Source organism: Mesorhizobium sp. C264A, from assembly GCF_040324515.1.
GTDB lineage: Bacteria > Pseudomonadota > Alphaproteobacteria > Rhizobiales > Rhizobiaceae > Mesorhizobium.
Genome location: NZ_JAMYVY010000001.1, coordinates 541,329 through 565,538 on the forward strand (window position 1 = coordinate 541,329; position 24,210 = coordinate 565,538).

Below are 24,210 nucleotides of genomic sequence, written 5' to 3' on the forward strand. Positions count from 1 at the left end.
GGAATTCGACCAGGAACGGTTTACACATTGGATCGAAATCAGCGCTGCCGCGTTGTATTTCACTGAAGCAGGACAATTGATGCAAAAGCTGCCGAGGTTCCCCATAGTCGGTATTGGCGCCTCTGCGGGCGGCATTGCCGCCATGGAGGGATTTTTTCGCGGGATGCCGTCTTCGAGCGGGATGGCGTTCGTGATCGTCACGCATCTCAGCCCGGAACGGGAAAGTCTGCTGCACGAAGTGATTGCGCTTTACACCGGAATTCCGGTTCGTGTCGCTGAAGATGCAATGGATATCCATCCTGACACCGTCTATGTGATGCCGCACAACGCGATCCTCACCATCGAAAATTCCAGCCTAAAGCTGCGCCAACCGAATTCGGTGTCCAGGGAGCGCAAGCCCATCGATATCTTTTTCAGCGCGCTGGCCGAGGATCAGGGCGAATACGCCGTCGGCGTCGTCCTGTCGGGCGGCGATTCCGACGGTACGTTGGGCATCAAGGCAATCAAGGAGCATGGCGGCCTGACGCTGGCGCAACTCTCCGACGAGTCGGGTCCGAGCAATCCCGACATGCCGCGCAGCGCGATCAGTTCCGGTCTGATCGATATCGCCATCCCGGCCGATGAGATGGGTGCGAAACTCATGGAATTTGCCCACAGCTTTGAACTGCTCGACGAGCTTGAAGCTGACGATGGCAAGGCCAGTGCTTTGAAACTCCGCAAGGGCCAGGAAGAAATCTACGCGATCCTGCGCAGCCATTCGGGACATGATTTCTCGGGCTACAAGGCCAAGACGTTCTTGCGCCGCGTCAGGCGACGCATGCAAATAACACAGAACACCGCGATCGATGCCTATATAGAGTTGCTTCGTTCAAATGCGGAGGAAGTGCGGTCGCTGTTTCGCGACCTGCTGATCAACGTGACAAATTTCTTCCGCGATACGGACGCTTTCAAGACCCTGGAAGAAACCGTCATCCCCAAACTTTTCGAAGGCAAGGACGCCAACGATACGATCCGCGTCTGGGTGCCCGGCTGCGCAACCGGCGAGGAAGTCTTCTCGATCGGAATGCTGATGCGCGAGCATATGGATACACTTTCGGCTGTGCCGCGCATCCAGATTTTCGCCACGGACATCGATGACGCGGCGTTGGGCATCGCACGTTCGGCGCGCTATCCGGAGTCATTGCTTGCGGGCGTTTCGCCTGAACGTCGCGAACGCTTCTTCAGCAATGACGGCACAAGTTTCATCTTGAGCAAGAGCGTACGTGATCTCTGCATCTTCTCGGCGCACAGCGTCATCCGCGATCCACCCTTCTCGCGCATGGACATGGTGTCGTGCCGGAACCTGCTGATCTATTTCGGCCCCGATGTGCAAAAGCAGGTTATTCCGACCTTCCACTATTCTCTGAAGCCCGGCGGCTATCTGTTCCTTGGCACCTCCGAGAGCATAAGCCAGCATGCCGATCTGTTTGCCCCGGTCGACAAGAAACAACGGATATTCAAGGCACGAGAACATACGGCGCCGCCGCGGCTGCCGATCTTGTTGAATGCTGCGCCTGCAAGCAACTTTTCCAGCGCCAATGACACTCATGCCCGCCGCGGCTTGTCTTATTCCCTAAGGCAAACCGTTGAAGCCCATGTTCTCGAACGCTACGCTCCGGCCCATGTCGTCATCAATGGTGATGGAGATGTCGTCTATTACTCGGTCAGAACCGGCAAATATCTCGAGCCGCCGCAAGGGGTGCCGAGCAGACAATTGCTCACAATGGCACGAAGCGGCCTGCGTCTGGAACTGCGCGGCGCTTTGCGGGAAGCGGCCGAAGGCCGGCGCACGGTTGTGCGAGAAGCGATAGCCATTGAAGAAGATGAAGATCGTGTCCAATTCGTCACATTGACGATCGAGCCCTTGGTTGATCGCGGCAGCGGCGAGCCGCTGTTTCTCGTCCTGTTCGAACCGGTGGGCCAGCCGCAGCCGCGGCTGGAGGCTCTAAAGGTTCGTCAGCCATCCGGGATTGCTGATTTCGAGCGCGAGCTCCGCGATACGCGCGAGCGCCTGCAATCGACGATCGAAGAATATGAGACCGCATTGGAGGAGTTGAAATCTTCCAATGAGGAACTCGTCTCAGTCAACGAAGAAGCCCAGTCCTCCAATGAGGAGCTTGAGGCCTCCAAGGAAGAAATGCAGTCCCTCAATGAGGAATTGAACACCATCAATGCCGAACTGGTTTCCAAGATCGAGGATCTCGATCGGGCCAACAGCGATCTGAAGAACCTGTTCGAGAGCACACAGATCGCGACTGTTTTTCTCGATACCAAGCTGGTTATCCGCAGCTTCACGCCGGCGGCGTCTTCGTTCTTCAATTTGCTGCCGACCGACATCGGAAGACCGCTTACCGATCTTGCCAGCCGGCTCGATTATCCGCACCTGCGCGACCATATCGCGCAGGTTTTCAGGGCCGGCGAGATGATCGAGCACCAGCTACCGCGCGATAGCGACGGCATCCACTATCTCGTGCGGCTGATCCCCTACCGCGACAGCGTGCGGAAAATCCAAGGTGTGGTGGTGACCTTTGTCGATGTGACGACCATGGCCGAAGCCGAAGCCCACCAGCGGATATTGATCTCGGAACTCAATCATCGGGTCAAGAACATGCTGGCCGTTACGGTCAGCATTGCCAGTCAGACCCTGAAAAATGCTCCCTCTTCGGAGGCTTTCGCCGAAGCGCTCATCGGTCGCCTGCGCGCCATGGCGCGGGCCTACGGAGTGCTCTCGCGCGAAAGCTGGAAAGAGGTCTCGGTAGAGGAAATCGTGCGGCAGGAAGTCGAGCCGTTCGGGCTGGAACGCATCAACACCACAGGCGAGGACATTCGGCTCAAGCCTCAGCAGGGCCTGTCGCTTGGCATGGTGATCCATGAACTTGCCACGAATGCTGGAAAATATGGCGCCTTGTCCGTGCCAAACGGCGTGGTGTCCGTGACTTGGTCGGCGTCGGATCACGGTTTTCAGCTCGAATGGTTAGAAAGCGGCGGTCCCGCTGTCACTCCACCTGAGAAGACGGGATTTGGTCTTTCGCTGGTAAAAGGCGAAATTGAGTATCGGCTTGGCGGAAATTTTGAAACATCTTTCGGTTCCGATGGTTTGAGCTTGCGGATTGAGTTTCCGTTTGATCATCGGGAGAGCGAAACGTGACTGCATCTCGTATCCTTGTCGTCGAAGATGAATGGCTGGTCGCGGAGGAGCACCGCGCAATTCTGGAAGAGGCCGGCTTCGCCATCGCCGGGCCAGTGCCGTCCGTTGCTCGCGCGAAAAAGCTGATCGAGAGTGAAGTCATATCTGCCGCGGTCCTGGACATTGGTCTCGGCGGCGAGACCAGCGCTGCCCTTGTCCCTCTTCTAGCGCAACGCGGAATTCCGTTTGTTTTCGTCAGTGGGTACACGGCATCCGACATCCCGCAGGATTTGCGTCATCACAAGATGCTGTCAAAACCCGTGTGGGCTGCTGCGCTGGTCGAGGCCGTGCGAAATATGCTCGGTGTTCAACCGACAGCTTTGGCAAGACACCAGGACAGCGGAACGGTGCCAACCCAACGAGAAGCCCGGTAACGCACTTCTCGTGGGACAAAGACACTGGTTTTTCACCAGATATGCGACGACATTCGGGTCCAGGCCCGAGACGGCGTCGCCGGCAAGTGCCTGCGATCCGGCCGGCACGATTGGCATGCTCCCGGTCTGGCGTATTCCAGAGCTGGGCGAAATTTCGCGACCGCGCGACGATTGGTCAGACGATGAGCCTATCAAACAACGGGCAGTTCGCCCTCGGTTTGCTTCGCGTCGAATAGGACGCCAAGGCCGTAAGTGACGGCGCCAGCGGCAATCATCTCTGCCAACGCTGCGCTCGACACCGGGCAATGCGGCATGACCGCCTTGATCGCGAGTTCGGCATTCGCGATCGACACGAAATCGTGCCGTCGCTTACGGGTCTCCAGATATTGTTCGATCAACATCTGCAGTCGCCTTCTTTCTATTTCATCGCCAGCCATTGGTTCCTCCTGTAGACGGTCTGAAAGCCCACCACGCCTAAGGAGCGGTGGCCTTGGCGCCCCTTTTTGAGGACCGTGGACTCTAGTGAGGCGGGCAGCGTTGCTGACCAGGATGTCGAGACCGCCGAGGGGCGTTGCTGCTTCATCGGCCAGCTTTCTGCAAAAGGCCTCATTGCGGATATCGCCGGCAAGCCTTTTGACCTGCCGCTTTTATTAGGTCCACCAGTTCGTCGGCGTCTTCCTGTTCTTCGGGGAGGTAGCCGAAAGCAACGTCCGCACGTTCGCGCGCGAATGCAATCGCCGCCGCACGACCAATACCGGAATCGCCGCCGGTTATCAGCGCTTTGCGGCCGGCAAGCCTGCCTGATCCTTTGTAGGTTGTTTCGCCGTGATCCGGGCGCGGCACCATCTTGCTGGCCAAACCCGGCCACTTCTGTTCCTGTGGCTTGAAAGGCGGCTGGTGATATTGCGTCGCCGGATTCTGTTTTAGCATCGGGCTCGCAGGGCCTGCTTTAGCAGGCACTGTTCCCGTATCGGCTGACGCCGTGGAAGCATAAGCGGCGAGAATTCCTCCCGCCATGCTTCCGACGACAAGTCTGCGCGCTGCGTCTGGTACATTGTCATGCTGGTCGTGGTTCATCATGGGCTCGCTTTGACGGCAGGTGACCGTTACGGAAGTGGCACCTAACCGGCCGTCGACGCGAATGTTCCCTTGTGATGCAGTGAGGTGTGGGTCGCCTTTGCCCGTCTCGGCCGTGAGGCCGCATCACCACTTTGACACAACCTCCTGATTGTGGCGGAACGTCTTGTAGAGATCCGGCCCTGCTTTCAGATCGGTCCGGTGGGTAATCACAAGGAGGGATCGATTTCGCCGTTCTGGACCATCGCCAATAAAGGTTCCAGGTAGCGTTGAGTATGCGTCTGGCCCATCCGGAAAGCCGGTCCCTCATTCATCGCCGCCAAACGGGATGTGATCGACCAGGCCAACACAGACGCCGGGAACCGAGATGGTGCCGCCCTTGCGGCAGCGATAGATTGCCTCGCGCAGCACATGCGGCCTTGGGAATGCCAGCCCTTTTGATGACGCGAATATTGGCTCAGTCGCTGGACGCCGACCCCGGCTCGGCCATCCTACGGTGCTGTTCGGCCAAGGTGCCTGCCGGCGTGACATGCGCGGCGGCGACCTGCAGCTTGTTTTTCCAACCGCTGACGACCTGTTCATCACCGGCCATCATCGCCTCGTAACCCGTCTTGGCGACATCGGCCGGATTGTCCTTTTCATCGGAGCCGACCTTGGTATCCATCATTTCAGCGCGCTCGAAGAATCGCGTCTGCGTGGGGCCAGGCATCAGCACGGTGACCGTCACGCCGCTATCTTTCAGCTCATGGCGGAGCGCGATCGAGAAGGAATCGATGAACGCCTTCGTGCCGTTGTAGACGGCCTGGAATGTTCCGGGCATGAAGCCGGCGATCGACCCGGTGAACAGGATGCGTCCGCGACCTCGCCGGGCCATCTTGGCGCCGAGTTCATGCGCCAGATAGACCGTTCCGGTGACATTGGTGTCGATGATCCGGCGGACTTTTCGCCAGTCCTGGTCGACGAAGCCGTTGCCGAGCCCGCGTCCCGCATTGAGAAACAACAGGTCGATATCGCGATCGCCGATCTGGGAGATCAACCGATCGGCGCCCTCGACGGTCGCCAGATCGGCCTCAATGGCTTCGACCGTTACATTGTGGGTCTCAAGTGCCTCTGCCGCCTGCCGGATAGCCGGCTCGTCGGCGGCGATGATCAGGTCGTAGCCGCCTTTAGCGCACAGCTTTGCGAGTTCCCTTCCGATGCCACTCGAGGCGCCGGTCACCACAGCGAGTTTGGCGTCCGTCATCATATCCTCCATCTTCGTGCCATCGGAACCACGAGTGGGCACAATTGTTCCGCGGCGTTTGGGCTGGATTGATCGTGCGCTGTCATGACGGTCAGGCGACGGTCGTCATCGCGGTCGTCGCGCGCATTCATGGATGGGCCGTTGCGACAAAAACCGTTCTACGCCATGAGAACTCGCCATGGCCTACCTTCAAAAAGGCCCCCCAAACGCATGGATTGAGTACTCAGAACGGATCAGTTGAAGTTGGAACAAGTGGCCCGGTTGGAAGTTCGAACCGTGCAGCGTTGTTGCCCTCCCATGTTGATGCTGCGCGATCGGGTCATCCCCTCAGCCCGATCTGCCCGCGCTTCTCCGCGCCAAAGAGAAGCGCGGGCCCCCCTCTTTTAACGGCTGTCCGGGATGGAGCGTTTTGTTACGTTGGACTAGCCGACCTCACAGGCTCGTCGTCGGTTTCGTTTGACGAGCTCTCCGAGCGCTCTAGATCATTGATGCCGGACGCAGTTGGTTCGGGCAGGGGAGGAAATCCGCGTGGCGCATCCAACGCGCGCTGTACCCCATAACGACCGTCATTTTCCGGTTGGCTGGCTGTGCTTGCTTCTGATGCTAGCCGGGTTGGCCGGATGCTCGTCTTCCAATCAGGTGGCGCAGCAATCACGAACAGCGGCCTCCGCGGCACAGACCGTATCGATGGTACTGGATGCCTGGGTGGAGGGAGCGGCACCGTCCGCCTATGCCACGGCCGCACTGCACTCGGTCGGAAAAACGCTGGCCGATGTCGAGGCGCAAATTCGATCGGCCGAGACCGCTGAACCAGCCGAGCGAGCAGGACTGACGGCAGCAGTCAACAGTTTGTCGGTGGCGGTGGCGCATGCCGAGGCGGGATTGCGGGTGAACAATCGCACTGAGGTGAAAAGCGCACAACAGGATCTTCGGGCGGCCATGCGCTCGCTCGCCGCCGCTTACACCAGCGCTTTCGGACCAAAGCTGTGAAGAAGCTTCTGGAAATATCGCTTGGCGTCGTCACCAGTGTCGGAGGTTTCCTCGAAGTCGGGTCGATGGCTACGGCGGCGCAGGCGGGTGCCGCCTTCCGATTCCAGCTGATCTGGGCCATAGTTCTCGGCACCATATGCATCATCTTTTTGGTTGAAATGGCCGGTCGGTTCGCCGCGATGAGCCATCACACGATCTCAGAGGGCATTCGTGAAAGATTTGGGTTCAACGTCTTCCTATGGCCGTTGCTCGTCGTCCTTCTCGTCAATTTCATGGTGCTGTCCGCTGAGATCGGCGGTGTGGCCATCGCACTCGAACTTGCCACCGGCATAGGCTTCCAGTGGTGGGCACTGCCGGTGGCGTTGCTGGCATGGTTGCTGCTGTGGAAAGGCACGTTTGGCTTTATCGAGAAAGGCGTTTCGGTCCTCGGCCTCGTGACGCTGTGCTTCGTGGTTGGTGCGGTGATGTTAAAGCCCGACTGGACAGCGGTCGCTGGCAGCGCCGTGCCTTCGCTGCCGGCTCACGATGCCATCAATTACTGGTTCATGGCGGCCAGCATTCTCGGCGCGTCGATATCGCCTTATCTTTTCATGTTCTATTCCTCGGGAGCTATCGAGGACAAATGGGATGAAAGCCACCTGGGAGCCAATCGTGCCATCGCCGGGCTGGGCATGACCTTCGGTGGGACCATTTCGATCGGCGTGTTGATCGTCGCTGCTCTCGTTCTCGCGACGCGCGGCATCGACCAGGTGGACGACTATCACCAACTGCCGTTGATGCTGATCCCTATATTCGGCTTCTGGGGGTTCGTTCTATTCGTTGCCTCGCTCGCCATTGCCTGTTTCGGCGCCGCACTCGAAGTCGGGTTGCAACAGGCATATCTGGTGGCACAGGGCTTTGGCTGGACCTGGGGCGAGGATCGCAAGCCGCGCGATGATCCGGGCTTCAGTGCCGTCTATACGGCATCATTGTTTTTGGCCGCCATTCCGATCATGCTTGGCCTCGACCCACTGAGGCTGACCATCTTTTCCATGGCGGTAACGGCGGCGAGCCTTCCGCTGACGGTAGTTCCATTTCTCTTCCTGCTGAATGACGAACGCTATGTCGGCGAACATCGCAACGGCATCATTTCGAATGCCGCCGTTGTCTTCATTATCGCGCTTGCCTTCGTGCTCGCCGTGGTGACGATTCCGCTGCAGATATTCGGAGGCACATGATGGAATTGATGCGTGATCTCCTGGACAAGCAGGTGTTCGACCGCCGGCGGGTCAAGATCGGCAAGGTCGACGGAGTGGTGGCCGAGTTGCGGCGGGGCAAGCCACCAAGGATTGTCGCGATAGAACTCGGCTCCATCACTTTGGCGCGCCGCCTTGGCGCGCGGCCCGGGGAATGGATGGCGCAACTGGCGACGAGGGTGGGTGGCAAACGCCACGCCGTGCCACACAGGATTGCGTGGAAAAAGGTGCAGGACAACGGGCTCGACATCGAATGTGACATCGAGGTGGGCGAGACGTCGATTTTCGCCTGGCAGGACTGGTTGCGCGATCATGTCATCGGGCGCATCCCAGGAGCGTGATGATGAGGACAGTCAACCTCGAACATCTTGCCGGGCGACGCGTGCTCTCGCAGCGCGGAAAGAGCATCGGTCACATCGAAGAGATTCTCGCCGAACGGCGTGGCGGCGAGCTCGTCGTTACTGAATTCCACGTTGGCATCTACGCCGCGTTCGAGCGTCTGTCGGCCTCGACCATCGGCATCGCGATGCTCGACCTGCTTCGGCTGCGCCGCCGCGACGGCCTGTACCGCATTCCCTGGGATAAACTCGATATCTCCGATCCGGCGCGACCGCGGCTGCTATGCCCGATGACCGAGCTTCCCGGATGGAAAGGGCAAAAGGACCTTCGGGAGTAGATGGCTACGGCTGGGAGGGCTAAGGCGCCGGCGTTTTGCCGGCGAACAGCCGTTCGTGCAGATGGCGCCTTCGCAAAGATTACTGCAGGTTCTTGCGAAGGAAGATGCGGGCGTGTCCTGGAATAACGAATTCGACCTTGCCGAATTCCTCAAACCCATGATGCCGGTAAAATTGAGGCGCCTGGAAACTGCTCGTCTCGACGACGGCTCTCTTGCATCCACGCCTAACGGCTTCCTCCTCGATCGCCATAAGAAGCTGTGATCCATAGGATCGGCCACGCAATTTATCAGGCAAGAAGAACATGTCGAGAAACAGGAGCCCCAGTTCCGTTCTGCCCCAAATTCCACCCCAGATCTTTCCCGAGGGGTCGGTAAGCTCCGCGCCGATCACTGCCCGGTCATCGATTCCGGTTTGTTCGATGTTGTGTCGATAGAGCGCAGCGGCCGCCTGCGTTCGTGCATCCCCGTTGTGAGCCAGAGCGATTGTAAATCCTTCGGATCGAGCCGGCATGCGTTCTGCTCCTGCGTCGGAATGGTCTTGAGATTCAACCGTCAGATCAACATCAAGGCGGCCGGTTCGCTCGCAGCTCTGATCGCCGCTTCTGTTGTAACCCGTCTTGCCCCGCATCGCGATCCGCGTCGGATGCATGCAGCCGCGCCCAACATATCGCTTTGGTGTTGAACAAAGCCCATCCTGCCGTTGTCAGGTCTCATCACAATTCGTGCGCCGTCAAGAGTGTCCACCTCGACGAAGGCTGCTGCGGATCACAATCCATTACGCCGGGAACAATGAGAAAAACCTGTCGTTGGGAAAGCGATCGCAATTCGGCGATTCAAACACGGAGACTCCAATGTTGAAGAAAATTCTAGCCGCGTCGGTGCTAACTATTGCCTTGGCCGGTTCCGCCTTGGCGCAGACAAATGGAACGGGTGCTGGCGGCACGGCTGGCACGGGTAATGGAACTGGTACTGGAACTGTTGGCAGCGGCGGCGCCGCTGGCAATGGCACTGGCAGCGGGAATGCGGCCGTGCCAACCGATCCGAATTCCACAAACTCGACTACAAAATCGAACGGCATGACCGACCGTTGCAAGGACGCCGCAGGCAATGACATCGATAACAACACTGCAAGTGGCGCAACGACCTCGGCCGTGCAAAATTGCAACAAGTAGCCGATGGACCTAGCGGCTTCGGCCGCCCGAAGGCCCGCCATCAAGACAATGGCGGGCCTCCGAATACGTGCCTCGCATGCTGCCTGGATACATAGGAGCACATGTGTCCAAAGAGACCCGGCGGGCCAAACTCGATCGCTTAGCAGCCTCGATTCCGAAGCACGAATTCGAATTCCTAATGAAGATTGCAAAGCTAAGCCGTCATGACCTACTTGGCCTGATCGCTAAACACGATGGCGGCAGGGACAAGGTCTATAGGGACCTTGCGGCCCACTTGGCAGCAACTGAGGCCGCCCCGGAGCCCGTACATGAGGCGGCAGCTGACGACGGCCAAACAGCTGGAGCATCTCCAGCCACGAACTCGCCCGCCGGCAAGTAGCGGCGAAGATCATTTCGGTGCCAGCCCTGACGCTCCACGGAAGCGACGACCGTGTCGTCCTTCTAAAGTCTTCGAATGGGTTGGACGAGCATTTCACCGCGCCTTACCAACGAGAACTGCTGGATACAGCAAGCTGGAGGCGCTTAAGTCAGGCCCGCCATTCAGGTTCATCGGACATGCCGGAACCTGAAGCGCCGCCGCGCATTTCGTCTCCAGGCATGACCGATCTTGCGGTAATCGCCAGGGAGAAATTCAGATGCAAACTTCAGGCGCAACTTCACAGCAAAACCTTGGCCGATTGGCCATAGAACCGTTTTCCGGCACGGTGACGGTGCGGTTTTCCGACGCCATCGTCGCAGCTACGGAGCGGGCGAAGGTCCTGCGTGAAGACGGGCACGAGCCCGTTTTCTATATCCCCTTCGAGGACATCTATTTCGATCTTTTCGAAAAGACCGACACCACCACCCGGTGCCCGCTTAAAGGCACCGCAAGCTACTGGCGTGTCCACGCCGTCGGCAGTTCTTCCGACGATTTCATGTGGGCCTACGAAACGCCCGATGCGGCCGCTCTGGCTATTGCAGGTCACGCCGCTTTCGATCCGGAAAAGGCCCGTATCGATGTCGACCCTGCCGAGGACAAGCGACACACGCCACATATCGTCGAATAGGTTTCATCAGGCAGAGACAATCACGGTAACGACAGGCGCGATGAGCATTTTCTACCAGGCGGCAAAGATTGCGGAGGAGGTTCACGCGTCGCAGCGCGATAAGACCGGGCGGCCCTACATCGAGCATTGCCGCCGTGTCGTCGACGCCGTCGAGACAATCGATCAGAAGACTGTTGCCTACCTTCATGACGTTCTGGAGAAAGGCGAAGGCTGGTCCCGCGCCAAGCTCGAAGAAGCAGGCTTCGGACCTACAATTACGGCGGCGGTCGATGCCATGTCGCGCAGGCCGGATGAGGAGTATTTCGCCTTTGTCCGGCGGGCTGCGTCGAACCCGGTGGCGCTCCCCGTAAAACGCGCCGATCTGGAGGACAACATCTGGCAGTCGAGGCAGGTCGGAGCGTCGGCGGCCAAATATGAAGAGGGCCTTCGCATACTTGACCAAGAGTTCTCCCGACAATAGTGCGCGCCCGACGCTGGCATTGCATCTGCCGAGGCAGCCATCGCCTGCGAGAGCTTGCGGCGCACAGCACGTTTCGGCTCTCCTGGCCGTCAGTTTTTCCGCGCCGGCGTGCGCCTGAGGGTCCTCGCCTGGACCATGGAACGTGTGTTCGGGTCAAAGCTCCTCCGGAGATGGACCGCAGCGTCCCGAAAAGGAGTAACGGCCGGCTCGGAATCAGGAACTCCTCCGGCACCGGTGCGTTGACCAGCAAGCCGGGACGAGTTCCCGGCCTCCGCGGGTGGCGGGCAAGCCGCCGCCGGACCCGAACTTCTGCACAATGAAAGGTAAGGCCATGGGCTTCTTTTCGAAGGACATCAAGACACTCGACGATCTCTTCGTGCACACGCTGCGCGACATCTATTACGCCGAAAAGCAGATCGAGAAAGCGCTGCCGAAGATGATCGGCAAGGCAACCGATCCGCAATTGAAGGCCGGATTCGAAAAACACCTCGAGCAGACCAAAGGCCATATCGAGCGCGTCGAACAGGTGTTCGAATTGCATGGCGTCAAGGCCAAGGAGGTCAACTGCCCGGCGATAGACGGCATTCTGGAGGAAGCCGACGATGTGAGCGGCGACGTCGACGACAAGGAGGTTCTAGACGCGGCGCTGATAGCGTCGGCGCAGGCGGTCGAACACTATGAGATGACCAGATATGGCACGCTCATCGCCTGGGCCAAGCAGCTTGGCCGCAGTGACTGCGCCAACGTATTGGCCAAGAACCTGAAAGAAGAGCAGGCGACCGATCGCAAGCTCACCGAAATGGCGGAAAGCAAGATCAACATGCAGGCTGCCGAGTAGACCGTCCCAGGTCATGATGAGATTGGTTGAAATCTCATCATGACCTAACGCTGTTGGAGCATGATTTTTTCCAAAGCCGGCACCAATGCTGCGTTGAGTCGATCTCCATCGTTGTCCACGGAACTTTCATGACGGGCGAATCTGCCATCTCTCGCGATCTGCCGACGAGTGTAAAATCGTCTTTCGGCGTTGCGTTGAGCACGGCGCCGATGGAAGCAAAGGCTGCCGACACGTTGCCGGCCGATGCTGGCCGGTGGCAATACGAACCCAAATGGGACGGGTTCCGCTGCCTGGCCTTTAAAGCCGGCGCGGCCGTGGAGTTGCGTGCAAAATCCGGCAAGCCGTTAGGGCGGTATTTCCCGGAAGTCGTCGCGATGTTGCATGAACTGAAAACAAAAGAGTTCGTGGTCGATGGTGAGATCGTCATCGAAATTGCAGGCTCTCTTTCTTTCGACGCCTTGCAGATGCGGCTGCATCCGGCGGAAAGCAGGATCCGGAAACTGTCGGTCGCGACGCCGGCAAAGCTGATCCTCTTTGACATGTTGGCGACCTCCGAGGGCGCCTTGATGCAACAGCCGCTCTCGGTTCGGCGCGCTGCACTCGAACTGTTCGTAAAGTCGGCCGGGCGAAAGGATCTCGAACTGTCTCGGGCAACGCTTGATTTGGCGGCGGCAGGCAGATGGCTTGGCCAATCCGGACAAGGTTCGACCGACGGGGTCGTTGCCAAGCTTCTCGATGACGAATATCGGCCCGGCGAGCGCGCCATGGTCAAAGTCAAGCGCCTGCGCACGGCCGATTGTGTCGTCGGAGGGTTCCGCTACCTGGCGAAGTCGCGTGAAGTCGGCTCCCTGTTGCTCGGTCTGTACAATGACCAGGGGCAACTCGACCATGTCGGGTTCACTTCGACGATCGCCCGGGAGGACAGGGCCAAGCTTACGCGACAACTTGAAGCTTTGCGATCGGCTCCTGGCTTCACGGGAAAAGCGCCGGGCGGTCCCAGTCGGTGGAGCACGGAAAGAAGCGGACAATGGGAGCCATTGCGGCCCGAACTGGTGGCGGAGGTGCGGTTCGATCATGTCACCGGGGATCGTTTCCGTCATGGCACCAAATTTCTGCGATGGCGTCCTGACAAAAGCCCGAAGCAATGCACGTTCGAACAGATACTTGGAAAATGAGGCTTGGCGAAGCGTCGGCAGGTCCACACTATGGAGACCAAATCCGTCAAGCATTCGGCGTAGCCAAATCCAGTCGCATTTCACTGGCGATCTTGAACCCGGCGGCGAGATAAACGCCTTTGCAGGAGGATGCCGGACCAAACCCGTTGTTCAGTCTGTCACCACGCCTCGCTTTGGCGGATCACGGTTCTCGTCCGGATTAGGAACTGGCACTTCGTCGGGAAGAAGATCCGGCTCAGGCTCGCGTATGTCCGGCGTCCACGTCGGCGCATCCACTGGCGGCTCTTCGGTTGGCTCTGGTTTGGGGGGCACATCTATTCTCCGGGTTTCGCTTGGGCGTGGGGTTCGGCCCGCCAGGTCTCGCGTCGCCGCGTCTGGAGGCGAAAGGGTCTTTTCACACCCCATGTATTTTACCGATGGCCAGCGGTCCTGGGGCTTGTCGGCGCTCGATCAGAGTCCTGCGTTCCGGCTCCTTTGAGCGCAATGTTGGCATCCGCTGCCTCTGGCTCTTTGAGGACTGCCCTGTCGACGTTCTTGATCTCGGCCATAAGGAATCGTCCTTGGTGGCCAACGGGCAACCGCGAGAATTGTTCCGAGCGATTTAGGGCGGCTGGGGCTGCTGTGCGGACCTTCTGGCTGGGCAGTTATCAACTATGCTGTCTTGCGTTTCGGTGAGGCTCTCTTTGTGGATCTCGCCAGCCCTTCCTGTTTGAGGCTCTTCTTCAGCACCTCAGCGAGGTTGATGACATTCTCCTGTGGCCTTGGTGCGGGCTTCGGCAGCTTCTTGCCTTTGCGCTTTGCATCGATCATGGCGATCAGCGCGTCTTCATAGGTGTCTTCAAATTTCGAGGGATCGAAGGTCGTCACTTTTTTGTCAATAAGCATGCCGGCGATTTCGAGCAGATCGGGGTCGTATTTCTGCTTGGCCAATCCATCGAACACAGTGCTTTCCGAAACCATTTCGTTGTGGTTGCGAAGCTCGGTCATCACCATCCCCTTGCCATAGGGCTGAATCAGCACTTCGCGGCCGCGCTGGTAGAGCACCACGCAGGATCGAGCGGCCACGCCCTTGTTCTTCATGGCATCGCGGATCACTCCGTATGCTTCGATTGCGGCGCCGTCGGCCGGGATCAGATAGTAGGGCTTCTCGAGATAGCGCGTATCGATATCGTCAATCGATACGAATTCGCCGACTTCGAGCGTGTGCTTCGACGTCAGCTTCAACGCCTTTATGTCGTCAGGTTCGATCTGGAGAAATTCGTCCTTTTCGATCTCGAAACCCTTCACCTGATCCGCTGCATCCACCAGCTTTCCGGTCTCCTCGTCGGCGTAGACGCTCCTGACCGGCAGACCGTCCTTGCGGTTCAAAATCTTGAAATGGATCTTGGATGCTTCGCTGGTTGCGCCGACAATCTTCACGCCGCAGGTAACCGAACCAACCTTCAAGAAGCCCTTCCAGGCAGCACGTGGCGCGGCCATTTTGCGCTTATCCCGTTTCCAGCTAGGGCAACGCGTTTCCGTTCGAATTGTTCCTGCGGCGGGGGCTCGGTGCACCGTGAATGTCCGGTGGGGGAAATCCTGTCGGTCTCGACAGCGATTTTCATCGGCACGGTGCATCTTTGGCAACCTGTCGGCGTTGGAAGTGAGCCCATTTGCCGAGGTGATTTCCATGAAAGTGTCCACGAGGGACGATTTGAAAACCGAGGCGCAGCTCTCGGAAGACGCTGACCTCATCGTAAATCGTACAGTCCATTTCGTCGGAGTATGGATTGAGGAGCATGTGATCGAAAAGCCTGCTCTCATGCGGAAGGGCGTCGATGCCGCAGAGGAACTCGCAAGCCAATGCATCGCGGATGCAGACGAGGAAGGCATCGCCCCGAGGACATTCAGGACGAAGTCGGGGACCTCAAGGAGTACATTGCCGAGATGATCGTGGAGCAAGGCGGTCGCGGCTCTGCAGTTAATTCTGAAGCAGACATGAGCTACTTCTGCGCAACGGCCTCGGCGCCGCAGCTTCGCGTTAACCGGCTATATCGCCGCTCCAAGTCCAACAAGAGCATCATTGTTGAGAGGAACAAGTCATCGATCCCGCCCATTGGATAGCATTCGTGGGAACGGTCGTCCTGCTGCAGATGCCGCCCGGGCCGGATAGCATGCTGGTGACGGCGCGCGGCATAGGGCAGGGACGCAGGGTTGCGCTGTTCACGGTATTGGGGATGACGGCCGGCGCCGGCATGGTTCAGCTTCCTCTCATAGCGTTCGGTGTTTCGTCTCTCGTGCGAACCTCCCCACTAGCTTTTGGAGCACTGCAATGGCTTGGGGCGGCGTATCTCGTATGGCTCGGGCTAGGGCTGGTCTTCACGAAGCCGGAAACACAGGCCCGGCCGGATACGACCCCGATCAAGGCCGTTGCCGCGGCACGGGAAGGCAACCTGTTCAATCCGTGGCCCATCACGTTTATGGTAGCGTTCCTGCCTCAGTTCGTTGATCCGCATGGGAGTTCCGTGACGCTTCAACTGTTGCTGCTGGGAGCAACTCAGAAAATGACGGGCGTGTTGGTGTTGGGGACCTATGCCGTGGCCTCCGGCAGCATAGGCGCCTGGATCCTGAAGCGCCCTCGTGTGCGGCTTTGGCAGCAGCGGATCGCCGGCCTTCTCATTGTTGGCCTTGGGTTCCGAATGGCCTTTGGCGGCGGCGCAGGCCGTTAAGTTGCCGGGCCGGCGCCTGCATCCGCAGGAACCGAAAGCGCACCATGAACATTGTCAGACACAGGCAGGAGAGTGTCATGCAAGTCGTTCGGACCGAAGTGGTGAATGCCAGGGCGCCAGACGGGCAGTCGGTTCGCCGGGTGATATTTTGCGGCGAGGGCGGCGACTGCGTTACGGTGGACATGGCAAACGTCGGGATACAAGCTGAAGATGACGTGCTTGCCCGCGCAAAGGCAATCCTGGTCCAGACAGCGACCTTTGATCTCGCAGCCAATGAATATGACGCGAGCAGCAACGGCAATTTCGACCAGGTCGAGATAACCTCTGCAAGCGACGGCGCCGGCGACGTATATGTCTTTGAGTATCGCGATGGCGAAACCAGCCGACGCATACCGCCGTCGAGGATGGCGAGCCTTGAGGCGGCCCGGTCCGAAGCTATCCGCTGCGCAATCGATCTTCTCGCCGACCTGCAGCCTGGCACGGACGCTCTGTCCGGCTGGCTTGTAAGGGTATCCAACGAAAACGGTGAATTGCTTTACACTGTTGATGTGGCTGAGGCCGATGCAGCGCGGCAGGCAGGCCAGTAACCCAAACCCGACGGAATCCACCAGTGGCCGCCCAAGGATTGATTCACGGACCAATAGGCGACGATGGCCTGCATCTGTGCGTCGACATGCAGCGCCTGTTTGCGCCGGGTGGACCTTGGCCCGTGCCGTGGGCTGAAAAGGTGGTCCCGGCGATCGAAGAACTGGTCGCCAGACATGCCAGCCGTACCCTGTTCACGCGCTTCATTCCTGCCGCCCGCCCGGGCGAGGCGCCGGGAATGTGGGCAAACTACTATCGTCGGTGGGCGGAGGTAACCCTTTCCAACATCGATCCGCGCCTGATCGAGCTGATGCCTCAACTTGCACGATTTGTACCGCCGGCGACGGTGGTCGACAAACATGTCTATTCGCCCTGGACCGAGGGGCGGCTCGACGCGCTGCTGAGTGGCTCCGGCGTGCGTGCGCTCGTGATCACCGGTGGCGAAACCGACGTTTGCGTTCTCGCGACCGTGCTTGGCGCCATCGATCGTGGCTTCCGCGTCATTCTCGTCACCGATGCCATCTGCAGCTCTGCCGACCAGACCCATGACGCACTGATGGAAGTCTACCATTCCCGCTTCAGTGAGCAGATTGAGGCGGCCAGCATGGCGGAGGTGTTGGAGTGTTGGCCACAACTCACTCGCTGATCTGGGGGGCTTCAAGTGAAAGGGCCGACAATCGTCATTCTGGTCGGGCGGACTGTTTCAGTTGGCGGACGGCACTACAGTGAACCGGAAAACGTATATGAACGGCACGATTGCCTGATCTGCTCGCTCGCGTGAATCAGTGTCTGGAAGCGTACAAAGCCTTGCAGAGCTATCGACAGCGCGGCCAACCGTCATAGAATGGACAGGATACAGCGCCGAAGACTCGATGCCGGCATCTAGCAATCTTTGCAAGACATCCGGCGCCTCTGCCGTCGGCCTTCCGCTGGGAGGGTGATTTGCTGAAAAGCGAAGTCATTGACCTTGAAACCTAGTCGCTGGCAATCGCGCTGACGACATTGTGTCGACGGCGTTTGCGGTCGATGGAATCCGCGCAAGTTTCCTGAGTGTCGCTGCGACGACGAGGAATTGTCGGGCTTATGGTCCATGCCATTGTCCGGCAAGAAAATTGCCGTGAGCTTCGACCACCGGGTGGAACCGGTCAGGCGGCGTGCTGCGCTGCCGATCGCTTCGGAGAGCAAAGGACTGCGATAATTGGACCACCATAGGTCCGTTGCGATTTTGGAAGACGAGGCGTTTATCGCGCTCGAACGAATAGCTACGTTGCTTGACGCCCGAAACATCCCCTTTGTCGTCCATTCGGCAAGCTACGCCAATTCGGGTTTTCACGATCCGATTTTCCTTCAAGGGACATGGGTCGCAAAGCCTGCCTCGCCTTCCGAGTTGCGCAACGCAATTCATGCCTCTCTGGCTATGGCAAACGGCGATGACGTGTCGTGGTCGGCTGAAGCCCGATAAATCGCAACCGCATCATGAAATCCGGCGTTCAAACCAAGGCGCAATCGTCGGCCTGGAATTTTCACGGCACGATGGAACAAAATTGAAAATGGGGCGTTTGGGGTCTCGCGGCGCGATCCACCATTGGCCGCGGGGGCAACTTTATCCGTATAAATCCATAGGGCTGGGAGTGGCGCTGTGACCGTGCAGGCATCCAAGAAGCAATTGGACCGTCGAAGCATCCTGAATTCTCTGAAAGCCTTCCGGCGTGGCGATTTCTCCGTCCGCATCGACAATGTTTATGAAGGCCTCGATTCCGAGATAGCTGAGACTTTCAATGAGATCGCTGACCTCAACGACCAAGTAACGCGTGAGTTCGAGCGCTTGAGCCGGGTCGTCGGCAAGGAAGGGCGGATAGGCGAGCGCGGCCGGGTTCGCAATGCCACCGGCAGTTGGGAATCCAGTGTCCGTTCAGTCAATGATCTCATAGAAGACATGGTTCAGCCAACGGCTGAGGTTGCGCGCGTTATCGGCGCCGTCGCCAAGGGCGACCTGTCGCAGACCATGATGGTCGAAATTGACGGCCGACCGCTGCGTGGCGAATTCCTGCGCATCGGCAAGATCGTCAACACCATGGTCGGCCAGTTGGCCTCCTTCGCCTCCGAGGTGACGCGCGTGGCGCGCGAGGTCGGTACGGAAGGCAAGCTCGGCGGCCAGGCCCGGGTCAAGGGCGTCGCCGGCACGTGGAAAGATCTGACCGACAACGTCAACGCGATGGCCACGAACCTGACCGGGCAAGTGCGCAACATCGCGGAGGTTACGACCGCAGTCGCGTCGGGCGACCTGTCGAAGAAGATCACAGTCGATGTCAAGGGCGAAATCCTAGAACTGAAGAACACCATCAACACGATGGTGGACCAGCTTAATTCCTTCGCTTCGGAAGTGACGCGCGTGGCGCGCGAGGTCGGCACTGAAGGCAAGCTTGGCGGCCAGGCGCGCGTTGAGGGTGTTGGTGGTACGTGGAAGGATCTGACCGACAATGTGAATTCCATGGCCGAGAACCTGACTGGCCAGGTGCGCAACATCGCCGAAGTGACGACCGCAGTGGCTTTGGGCGACCTGTCGAAGAAGATTACGGTCGACGTGAAGGGCGAGATTCTCGAGCTGAAATCCACGATAAACACAATGGTGGACCAGCTGAATTCATTCGCGGGCGAGGTCACGCGCGTGGCACGCGAGGTTGGCACCGAAGGCAAGCTTGGCGGGCAGGCGCAGGTGCGCGGCGTCGCCGGCACCTGGAAGGACCTCACCGACAACGTCAACTCGATGGCCGAGAACCTGACCGGTCAGGTGCGCAATATCGCCGAGGTGACGACGGCGGTCGCGTCGGGCGATCTGTCCAAGAAGATCACGGTCGCCGTGCAAGGCGAAATCCTGGAACTCAAGGACACCATCAACACGATGGTCGACCAACTGAACTCCTTTGCCTCGGAAGTGACGCGCGTGGCACGCGAGGTCGGCACCGAAGGCAAGCTGGGCGGCCAGGCAGAGGTGAGGGGCGTCGGCGGCACATGGAAGGATTTGACCGACAACGTCAATCTCATGGCCGCCAACCTGACTGGCCAGGTTCGAAACATCGCAGAAGTCACCACCGCCGTGGCGCGCGGCGACCTGTCGAAGAAGATCACCGTCGACGTCAAAGGCGAGATCCTGGAGCTCAAGGACACCGTCAACACGATGGTCGACCAACTGAACTCCTTTGCCTCTGAGGTCACGCGTGTGGCCCGCGAAGTGGGATCGGAAGGCAAGCTTGGTGGCCAGGCGCATGTCGAAGGCGTCGGTGGCACCTGGAAGGATCTGACCGACAACGTCAACGCCATGGCCGGCAATTTGACGGTGCAATTGCGCGACGTGTCCAAGGTGGCAACGGCCATCGCGACCGGCGACTTGACCCAGAAGATCACCGTCGACGCGCTGGGCGAGATCTTGCAGATCAAGGACGTCATCAACACGATGGTCGACCAGCTCAATTCCTTCGCTTCGGAAGTGACACGTGTGGCGCGCGAGGTCGGCTCCGATGGCAAGCTCGGCGGCCAGGCCCAGGTGCGCGGCATCGGCGGCACGTGGAAGGATCTGACCGAAAACGTCAACGCCATGGCGGCCAACCTGACCGGCCAGGTGCGCAACATCGCCGAGGTAACCACCGCCGTGGCGCTCGGGGACCTTTCGAAGAAGATCACCGTCGATGTCCGCGGCGAGATCCTGGAGCTGAAGGACACCATCAACACAATGGTGGACCAGCTTAATTCCTTCGCTTCGGAAGTCACGCGCGTGGCACGCGAGGTCGGCACGGAAGGCAAGTTGGGAGGCCAGGCGCAGGTGCGCGGCGTTGCCGGCACGTGGAAGGATCTCACAGACAATGTGAACTCGATGGCCGAGAATCTGACCGGCCAGGTGCGCAACATCGCCGAAGTCACGACCGCCGTGGCGCGCGGCGACCTGTCGAAGAAGATCACCGTCGATGTGAAGGGCGAAATCCTGGAGCTCAAGTCGACCATCAACACCATGGTGGACCAGTTGAACTCCTTCGCCGGCGAGGTCACCCGAGTCGCGCGTGAGGTTGGCACCGAGGGCAAGCTTGGTGGCCAGGCGCGCGTCGAAGGTGTTGCCGGTACCTGGAAGGACCTGACCGACAACGTCAACCTGATGGCGACGAACTTGACCAATCAGGTGCGCGGCATCGCCGATGTCGTGACGGCGGTCGCGCAAGGCAATCTCAGGCGCAAACTGACGGTCGACGCGAAGGGAGAGATCGCCCTGCTGGCCGACACCATCAACGGCATGATCGAGACGCTTGCCACCTTTGCCGACCAGGTGACCAACGTCGCCCGTGAGGTGGGCATCGAGGGCAAGCTCGGCGGTCAGGCGCGTGTGCCAGGTGCCGCCGGCCTCTGGCGCGACCTCACCGACAACGTCAATCAACTCGCTGCCAATCTGACCACCCAGGTGCGTGCCATCGCCGAGGTTTCGACGGCGGTGACCAAGGGCGATCTTACCCGTTCGATCAGCGTCGAAGCGTCCGGCGAGGTCGCCGCGCTAAAAGACAACATCAACGAAATGATCCGCAATCTGAAGGATCAGACGCTGAAGAATGCCGAGCAGGACTGGTTGAAGACCAATCTCGCCCGGTTTTCGCGCATGCTGCAAGGCGAGCGCGATCTTGCCACCGTCTCGCGGCTCATCATGTCCGAACTCGCTCCTCTGGTGAACGCCCAGTATGGGGTGTTCTACGTCACCAATCGCGACGAGGAGGAATCCTATCTTGAGCTGGCGGCTTCCTATGGCGCCGAGAGCAAAGCTGCCATCAAGCAGCGGCTTGATCTGCGAGAGGGCCTGGTTGGGCAAAGTGCCGCCGACAAGCGCGCCATCATGCTGGACAATGTGCCGCCAGAATTCCTTCGGGTCACATCTGGTCTTGGCAGCGCCTCGCCAGCCAATGTCATCATCCTGCCTGCCCTGTTCGAGGATGAAGTCAAAGCCGTCATCGAGCTCGCCTCGTTCGGCGAGTTTCGTGACACACACCAGTCGTTCCTCAACCAGCTCATGGAATCCGTCGGCATCGTTCTCAACACCATCGCTGCGACGATGCGCACGGAGGGCCTGCTCAAGCAGTCGCAACTGCTGACGTCGGAATTGCAAGCGCGTCAAACCGAGCTGACAAAAAAGCAGGAAGAGCTGCATGCGACGAACGAGGAACTGCAGGAAAAGGCGCAGCTGCTCGAGAACGAAAAGAAGCAGGTCGAAAACAAGAATCTCGAAATCGAGATGGCGCGACGCGCGCTGGAGGAGAAAGCCGAGCAACTGGCACTCACGTCGAAATACAAGTCCGAGTTCCTGGCCAATATGAGCCACGAACTGCGCACGCCGCTCAATTCGCTGCTCATTTTGTCAAACCTGCTGGCGACCAACCAGCACGGCAACCTCAACGAAAAACAGGTAGAGTTCGCCCGCACCATCAATTCGGCAGGAACCGATCTTCTCAGCCTCATCAACGATATCCTCGATCTGTCGAAGATCGAGTCGGGCACTGTTTCCATCGACATCAACGATATGCCGGTGACGCATCTTCGCCAGCACATGGAACGAACTTTTCGTCAGCTGGCAGCCGACAAGGGACTTGGCTTCACCATCAAGGTCGATCCGGCGCTTCCCGACACGGTCCGCACAGATGAGAAACGCTTGCAGCAGATTGTCCTCAACCTGCTTTCCAACGCATTCAAATTCACCTCGGAAGGCGAGGTCAGCCTGAACTTCCGGGTTGAAAAGGCCGGCCGCCGCAATGGCGCGACGCAGCCGGTGAAGGCTCTCGCGATCGCCGTCACCGACACCGGCATTGGCATTCCAGAAGACAAACAGAAGCTGATTTTCGAGGCCTTCCAGCAGGCCGACGGCACCACCAGCCGCAAGTATGGCGGCACCGGCCTTGGGCTCTCGATCAGCCGCGAGATCGCTCGCTTGCTTGGCGGCGAATTGCGGGTCGAAAGCACGCCGGGCAAGGGGTCGACATTTACCCTCATCATCCCGTTCGACGGCCCCCGCGTGACGACAGTACAGTCGACCCTGGCTCCGGCGGCGGAGGCGGTTGCTGCGACAGCTCTGCTCAGCAGTCCGGCCTCGGCAGAGCTGATCGACGACCGCGATTCAATCCTACCCACCGATCGGATCGTGTTGATCGTCGAGGACGACCCGACCTTTGGCGGGTTGCTGCTCGGCCTCGCCCGGTCGGCCGGGCTGAAAGGCGTTCTGTCGAATGCAGGTTCCGGCACGCTGGCATTGGCCCGCAAGCTCGTTCCCGACGCAATCACGCTTGATCTCGGGCTTTCGGATATCGATGGCTGGGTGCTTTTCGATCTGCTGCGGCATGACCAGAAGACGAGGGGAATTCCCATCCATGTCATCTCGGGTGCCGAAGACATCGACAGTCTCGCACGCAAGGGGGCGTCCAGCATTTCCACCAAGCCCGTTTCCTCGGACGAGCTGATGAAGGTGTTTCAGGATATCCACTCGAAGAAGCTCCGCGTTCAGCGCCGCGTTCTGGTCGTGGACCCTGACCCGGAGCGGCGTCTGGCGCTGGTCGAGGCAATCCGCGACGGCGTAACGTCGGTCACCGCGATCGGTCGAGTTGCGGCAAATGCAGAAGACGTTGGCCTCGCCTCCTATGATGCCGTCGTGCTCGGCTTTGGACGCTCCGCCAAGGACAACGCAAAGGCGCTGGACGAGATCACCGGCCACTTCGGCGAAGCCTTGCCGCAGCTGCTGTTCTTTACGCCTCACCCGGACGCGCTTGAACAGGTACTGGCGTTGAACCCGGCCTTGGCGGAAGCACCGCGGGCGGAGAACTTCGCTCAATTGGCGCTGCATATTTCGGCAACGCTGCCGGGAGAAGGTCGCCAAGAGGCCTGGGCAGGAACTGAACACAACGGCAAGTCCGATCTCGCCGGGGCGAAAGTTCTCATCGTCGACGACGACATTCGCAATATCTATTCGCTCACCAGTGTTCTGGAGACCTATGACATACAGGTTCTGCATGCCGAGCGGGGCCGTGATGGCATCGCGCTTCTTGAACAGGCGCCCGATGTCGACGTGGCATTGATCGATATCATGATGCCGGAGATGGACGGCTACGAGACGATGCGGCGGATTCGCGGCACACCGGCGATTGCTCATATCCCGCTGATTTCCGTCACCGCAAAGGCGATGAAGGGGGATCGGCAAAAATGTCTGGATGCCGGGGCTTCCGACTACATCGCCAAACCCGTCGACCTGGATCTCCTGCTGGCGCTGCTTCGTGTCTGGATCGGGCGTGCCCGATCCCGTGTCGAGAGCCCGGAAAAACTTCTCCTGGCAGCGAACTGACGGCCGTTCGATGCAAAAGCTGGCAAGAAACAGGGTAAGGAAACTTGA

At 59.3% G+C, this 24,210-nt stretch carries 21 protein-coding genes and 1 pseudogene; 16 read left to right on the plus strand and 6 right to left on the minus strand.

All coding sequences use genetic code 11. From position 1 onward, the window contains the following. The first annotated feature begins 79 nt into the window (after nucleotides 1–79). Both NKL04_RS02685 and NKL04_RS02690 read left to right on the plus strand, forming a co-directional pair. The gene (locus tag NKL04_RS02685) at nucleotides 80–3,187 is read left to right on the plus strand and encodes a CheR family methyltransferase (protein ID WP_031209107.1); all 3,108 of its coding nucleotides are present in this window, start codon (nucleotides 80–82) and stop codon (nucleotides 3,185–3,187) included. Further along, the gene (locus tag NKL04_RS02690; RefSeq protein ID WP_023700039.1) at nucleotides 3,184–3,600 is read left to right on the plus strand and encodes a response regulator; all 417 of its coding nucleotides are present in this window, start codon (nucleotides 3,184–3,186) and stop codon (nucleotides 3,598–3,600) included. The genes NKL04_RS02685 and NKL04_RS02690 overlap by 4 nt, the downstream gene beginning before the upstream one ends. Nucleotides 3,601–3,791: 191 nt before the next feature. Here NKL04_RS02690 and NKL04_RS02695 read toward each other — a convergent pair whose 3' ends face one another. From NKL04_RS02695 to NKL04_RS02705, 3 genes and pseudogenes are all read right to left on the minus strand, one after another. Continuing rightward, nucleotides 3,792–4,037 carry a hypothetical protein gene (locus tag NKL04_RS02695; RefSeq protein ID WP_023691400.1) on the minus strand — a complete coding sequence of 82 codons (246 nt, stop codon included), beginning with the start codon at nucleotides 4,035–4,037 and terminating at the stop codon, nucleotides 3,792–3,794. Nucleotides 4,038–4,127: 90 nt separating this feature from the next. Then, nucleotides 4,128–4,530, minus strand: a pseudogene (locus NKL04_RS02700) (SDR family NAD(P)-dependent oxidoreductase); the annotation flags it as partial. 604 nt (nucleotides 4,531–5,134) lie between these two features. Continuing rightward, entirely contained in the window at nucleotides 5,135–5,920 is a 786-nt protein-coding gene (locus NKL04_RS02705) for an SDR family NAD(P)-dependent oxidoreductase (protein ID WP_031209109.1), read from the minus strand. A 528-nt stretch (nucleotides 5,921–6,448) separates the two neighbouring features. Between NKL04_RS02705 and NKL04_RS02710 the strand changes: the two genes are divergently transcribed. Genes NKL04_RS02710 through NKL04_RS02725 form a run of 4 tightly spaced genes read left to right on the plus strand, consistent with a single transcriptional unit; the run spans nucleotide 6,449 to nucleotide 8,821 of the window. Further along, entirely contained in the window at nucleotides 6,449–6,910 is a 462-nt protein-coding gene (locus NKL04_RS02710) for a hypothetical protein (RefSeq protein WP_031209110.1), read from the plus strand. Beyond that, nucleotides 6,907–8,127 carry an NRAMP family divalent metal transporter gene (locus tag NKL04_RS02715; protein WP_023700044.1) on the plus strand — a complete coding sequence of 407 codons (1,221 nt, stop codon included), beginning with the start codon at nucleotides 6,907–6,909 and terminating at the stop codon, nucleotides 8,125–8,127. Before NKL04_RS02710 ends, NKL04_RS02715 begins: the two co-directional genes overlap by 4 nt. Continuing rightward, on the plus strand, nucleotides 8,124–8,486 hold the full coding sequence (locus NKL04_RS02720; protein WP_245260609.1) for a hypothetical protein: 363 nt from the start codon (nucleotides 8,124–8,126) through the stop codon (nucleotides 8,484–8,486). Before NKL04_RS02715 ends, NKL04_RS02720 begins: the two co-directional genes overlap by 4 nt. Before the next feature lie 2 nt (nucleotides 8,487–8,488). Then, complete coding sequence (locus NKL04_RS02725) at nucleotides 8,489–8,821, plus strand: hypothetical protein (protein WP_031209111.1); 333 nt, start codon at nucleotides 8,489–8,491, stop codon at nucleotides 8,819–8,821. A gap of 79 nt (nucleotides 8,822–8,900) precedes the next feature. Here the strand turns inward: NKL04_RS02725 and NKL04_RS02730 are convergent, their stop codons facing one another. After that, nucleotides 8,901–9,470 (minus strand): GNAT family N-acetyltransferase, encoded by a 570-nt coding sequence (locus NKL04_RS02730; protein ID WP_023700047.1) that lies wholly within the window; start codon nucleotides 9,468–9,470, stop codon nucleotides 8,901–8,903. A gap of 202 nt (nucleotides 9,471–9,672) precedes the next feature. Between NKL04_RS02730 and NKL04_RS02735 the strand changes: the two genes are divergently transcribed. From NKL04_RS02735 to NKL04_RS02755, 5 genes are all read left to right on the plus strand, one after another. Further along, complete coding sequence (locus NKL04_RS02735; protein WP_031209113.1) at nucleotides 9,673–9,993, plus strand: hypothetical protein; 321 nt, start codon at nucleotides 9,673–9,675, stop codon at nucleotides 9,991–9,993. A gap of 635 nt (nucleotides 9,994–10,628) precedes the next feature. Continuing rightward, entirely contained in the window at nucleotides 10,629–11,039 is a 411-nt protein-coding gene (locus NKL04_RS02740) for a DUF427 domain-containing protein (RefSeq protein WP_031209115.1), read from the plus strand. Nucleotides 11,040–11,079: 40 nt separating this feature from the next. Continuing rightward, entirely contained in the window at nucleotides 11,080–11,499 is a 420-nt protein-coding gene (locus NKL04_RS02745) for an HD domain-containing protein (protein WP_023700051.1), read from the plus strand. A 331-nt stretch (nucleotides 11,500–11,830) separates the two neighbouring features. After that, on the plus strand, nucleotides 11,831–12,337 hold the full coding sequence (locus NKL04_RS02750; RefSeq protein WP_023668075.1) for a YciE/YciF ferroxidase family protein: 507 nt from the start codon (nucleotides 11,831–11,833) through the stop codon (nucleotides 12,335–12,337). A gap of 128 nt (nucleotides 12,338–12,465) precedes the next feature. Next, nucleotides 12,466–13,512 (plus strand): ATP-dependent DNA ligase, encoded by a 1,047-nt coding sequence (locus tag NKL04_RS02755; protein ID WP_050591512.1) that lies wholly within the window; start codon nucleotides 12,466–12,468, stop codon nucleotides 13,510–13,512. A 651-nt stretch (nucleotides 13,513–14,163) separates the two neighbouring features. Here the strand turns inward: NKL04_RS02755 and ku are convergent. Continuing rightward, nucleotides 14,164–15,183 (minus strand): non-homologous end joining protein Ku, encoded by a 1,020-nt coding sequence (ku, locus tag NKL04_RS02760; protein ID WP_502903335.1) that lies wholly within the window; start codon nucleotides 15,181–15,183, stop codon nucleotides 14,164–14,166. Between ku and NKL04_RS02765 the strand changes: the two genes are divergently transcribed. The 4 genes from NKL04_RS02765 (at nucleotide 15,182) to NKL04_RS02780 (ending at nucleotide 17,451) form a co-directional block, all read left to right on the plus strand. Then, nucleotides 15,182–15,442 (plus strand): hypothetical protein, encoded by a 261-nt coding sequence (locus tag NKL04_RS02765; protein WP_352723240.1) that lies wholly within the window; start codon nucleotides 15,182–15,184, stop codon nucleotides 15,440–15,442. The two genes, ku and NKL04_RS02765, sit on opposite strands and share 2 nt — an antisense overlap. 178 nt (nucleotides 15,443–15,620) lie before the next feature. Further along, nucleotides 15,621–16,220: a LysE family translocator gene (locus NKL04_RS02770; RefSeq protein ID WP_245271357.1), complete on the plus strand. Its 600-nt coding sequence runs from the start codon at nucleotides 15,621–15,623 to the stop codon at nucleotides 16,218–16,220. 101 nt (nucleotides 16,221–16,321) lie between these two features. Continuing rightward, the gene (locus NKL04_RS02775; protein ID WP_156933725.1) at nucleotides 16,322–16,807 is read left to right on the plus strand and encodes a DUF6894 family protein; all 486 of its coding nucleotides are present in this window, start codon (nucleotides 16,322–16,324) and stop codon (nucleotides 16,805–16,807) included. 23 nt (nucleotides 16,808–16,830) lie between these two features. After that, the gene (locus NKL04_RS02780; RefSeq protein ID WP_023687850.1) at nucleotides 16,831–17,451 is read left to right on the plus strand and encodes a cysteine hydrolase family protein; all 621 of its coding nucleotides are present in this window, start codon (nucleotides 16,831–16,833) and stop codon (nucleotides 17,449–17,451) included. A 435-nt stretch (nucleotides 17,452–17,886) separates the two neighbouring features. On the opposite strand, the gene NKL04_RS02785 is transcribed toward NKL04_RS02780, so the two are convergent. Beyond that, nucleotides 17,887–18,138, minus strand: coding sequence for a hypothetical protein (locus NKL04_RS02785; RefSeq protein ID WP_156951424.1), 252 nt, complete (start codon nucleotides 18,136–18,138; stop codon nucleotides 17,887–17,889). Nucleotides 18,139–18,450: 312 nt separating this feature from the next. Here NKL04_RS02785 and NKL04_RS02790 point away from each other — a divergent pair, with 312 nt between their 5' ends. Then, a complete protein-coding gene (locus NKL04_RS02790) occupies nucleotides 18,451–24,162 on the plus strand; it encodes a HAMP domain-containing protein (RefSeq protein ID WP_031246159.1) in 5,712 nt (1,903 codons plus the stop codon). The last annotated feature ends 48 nt before the right edge of the window (nucleotides 24,163–24,210 follow it).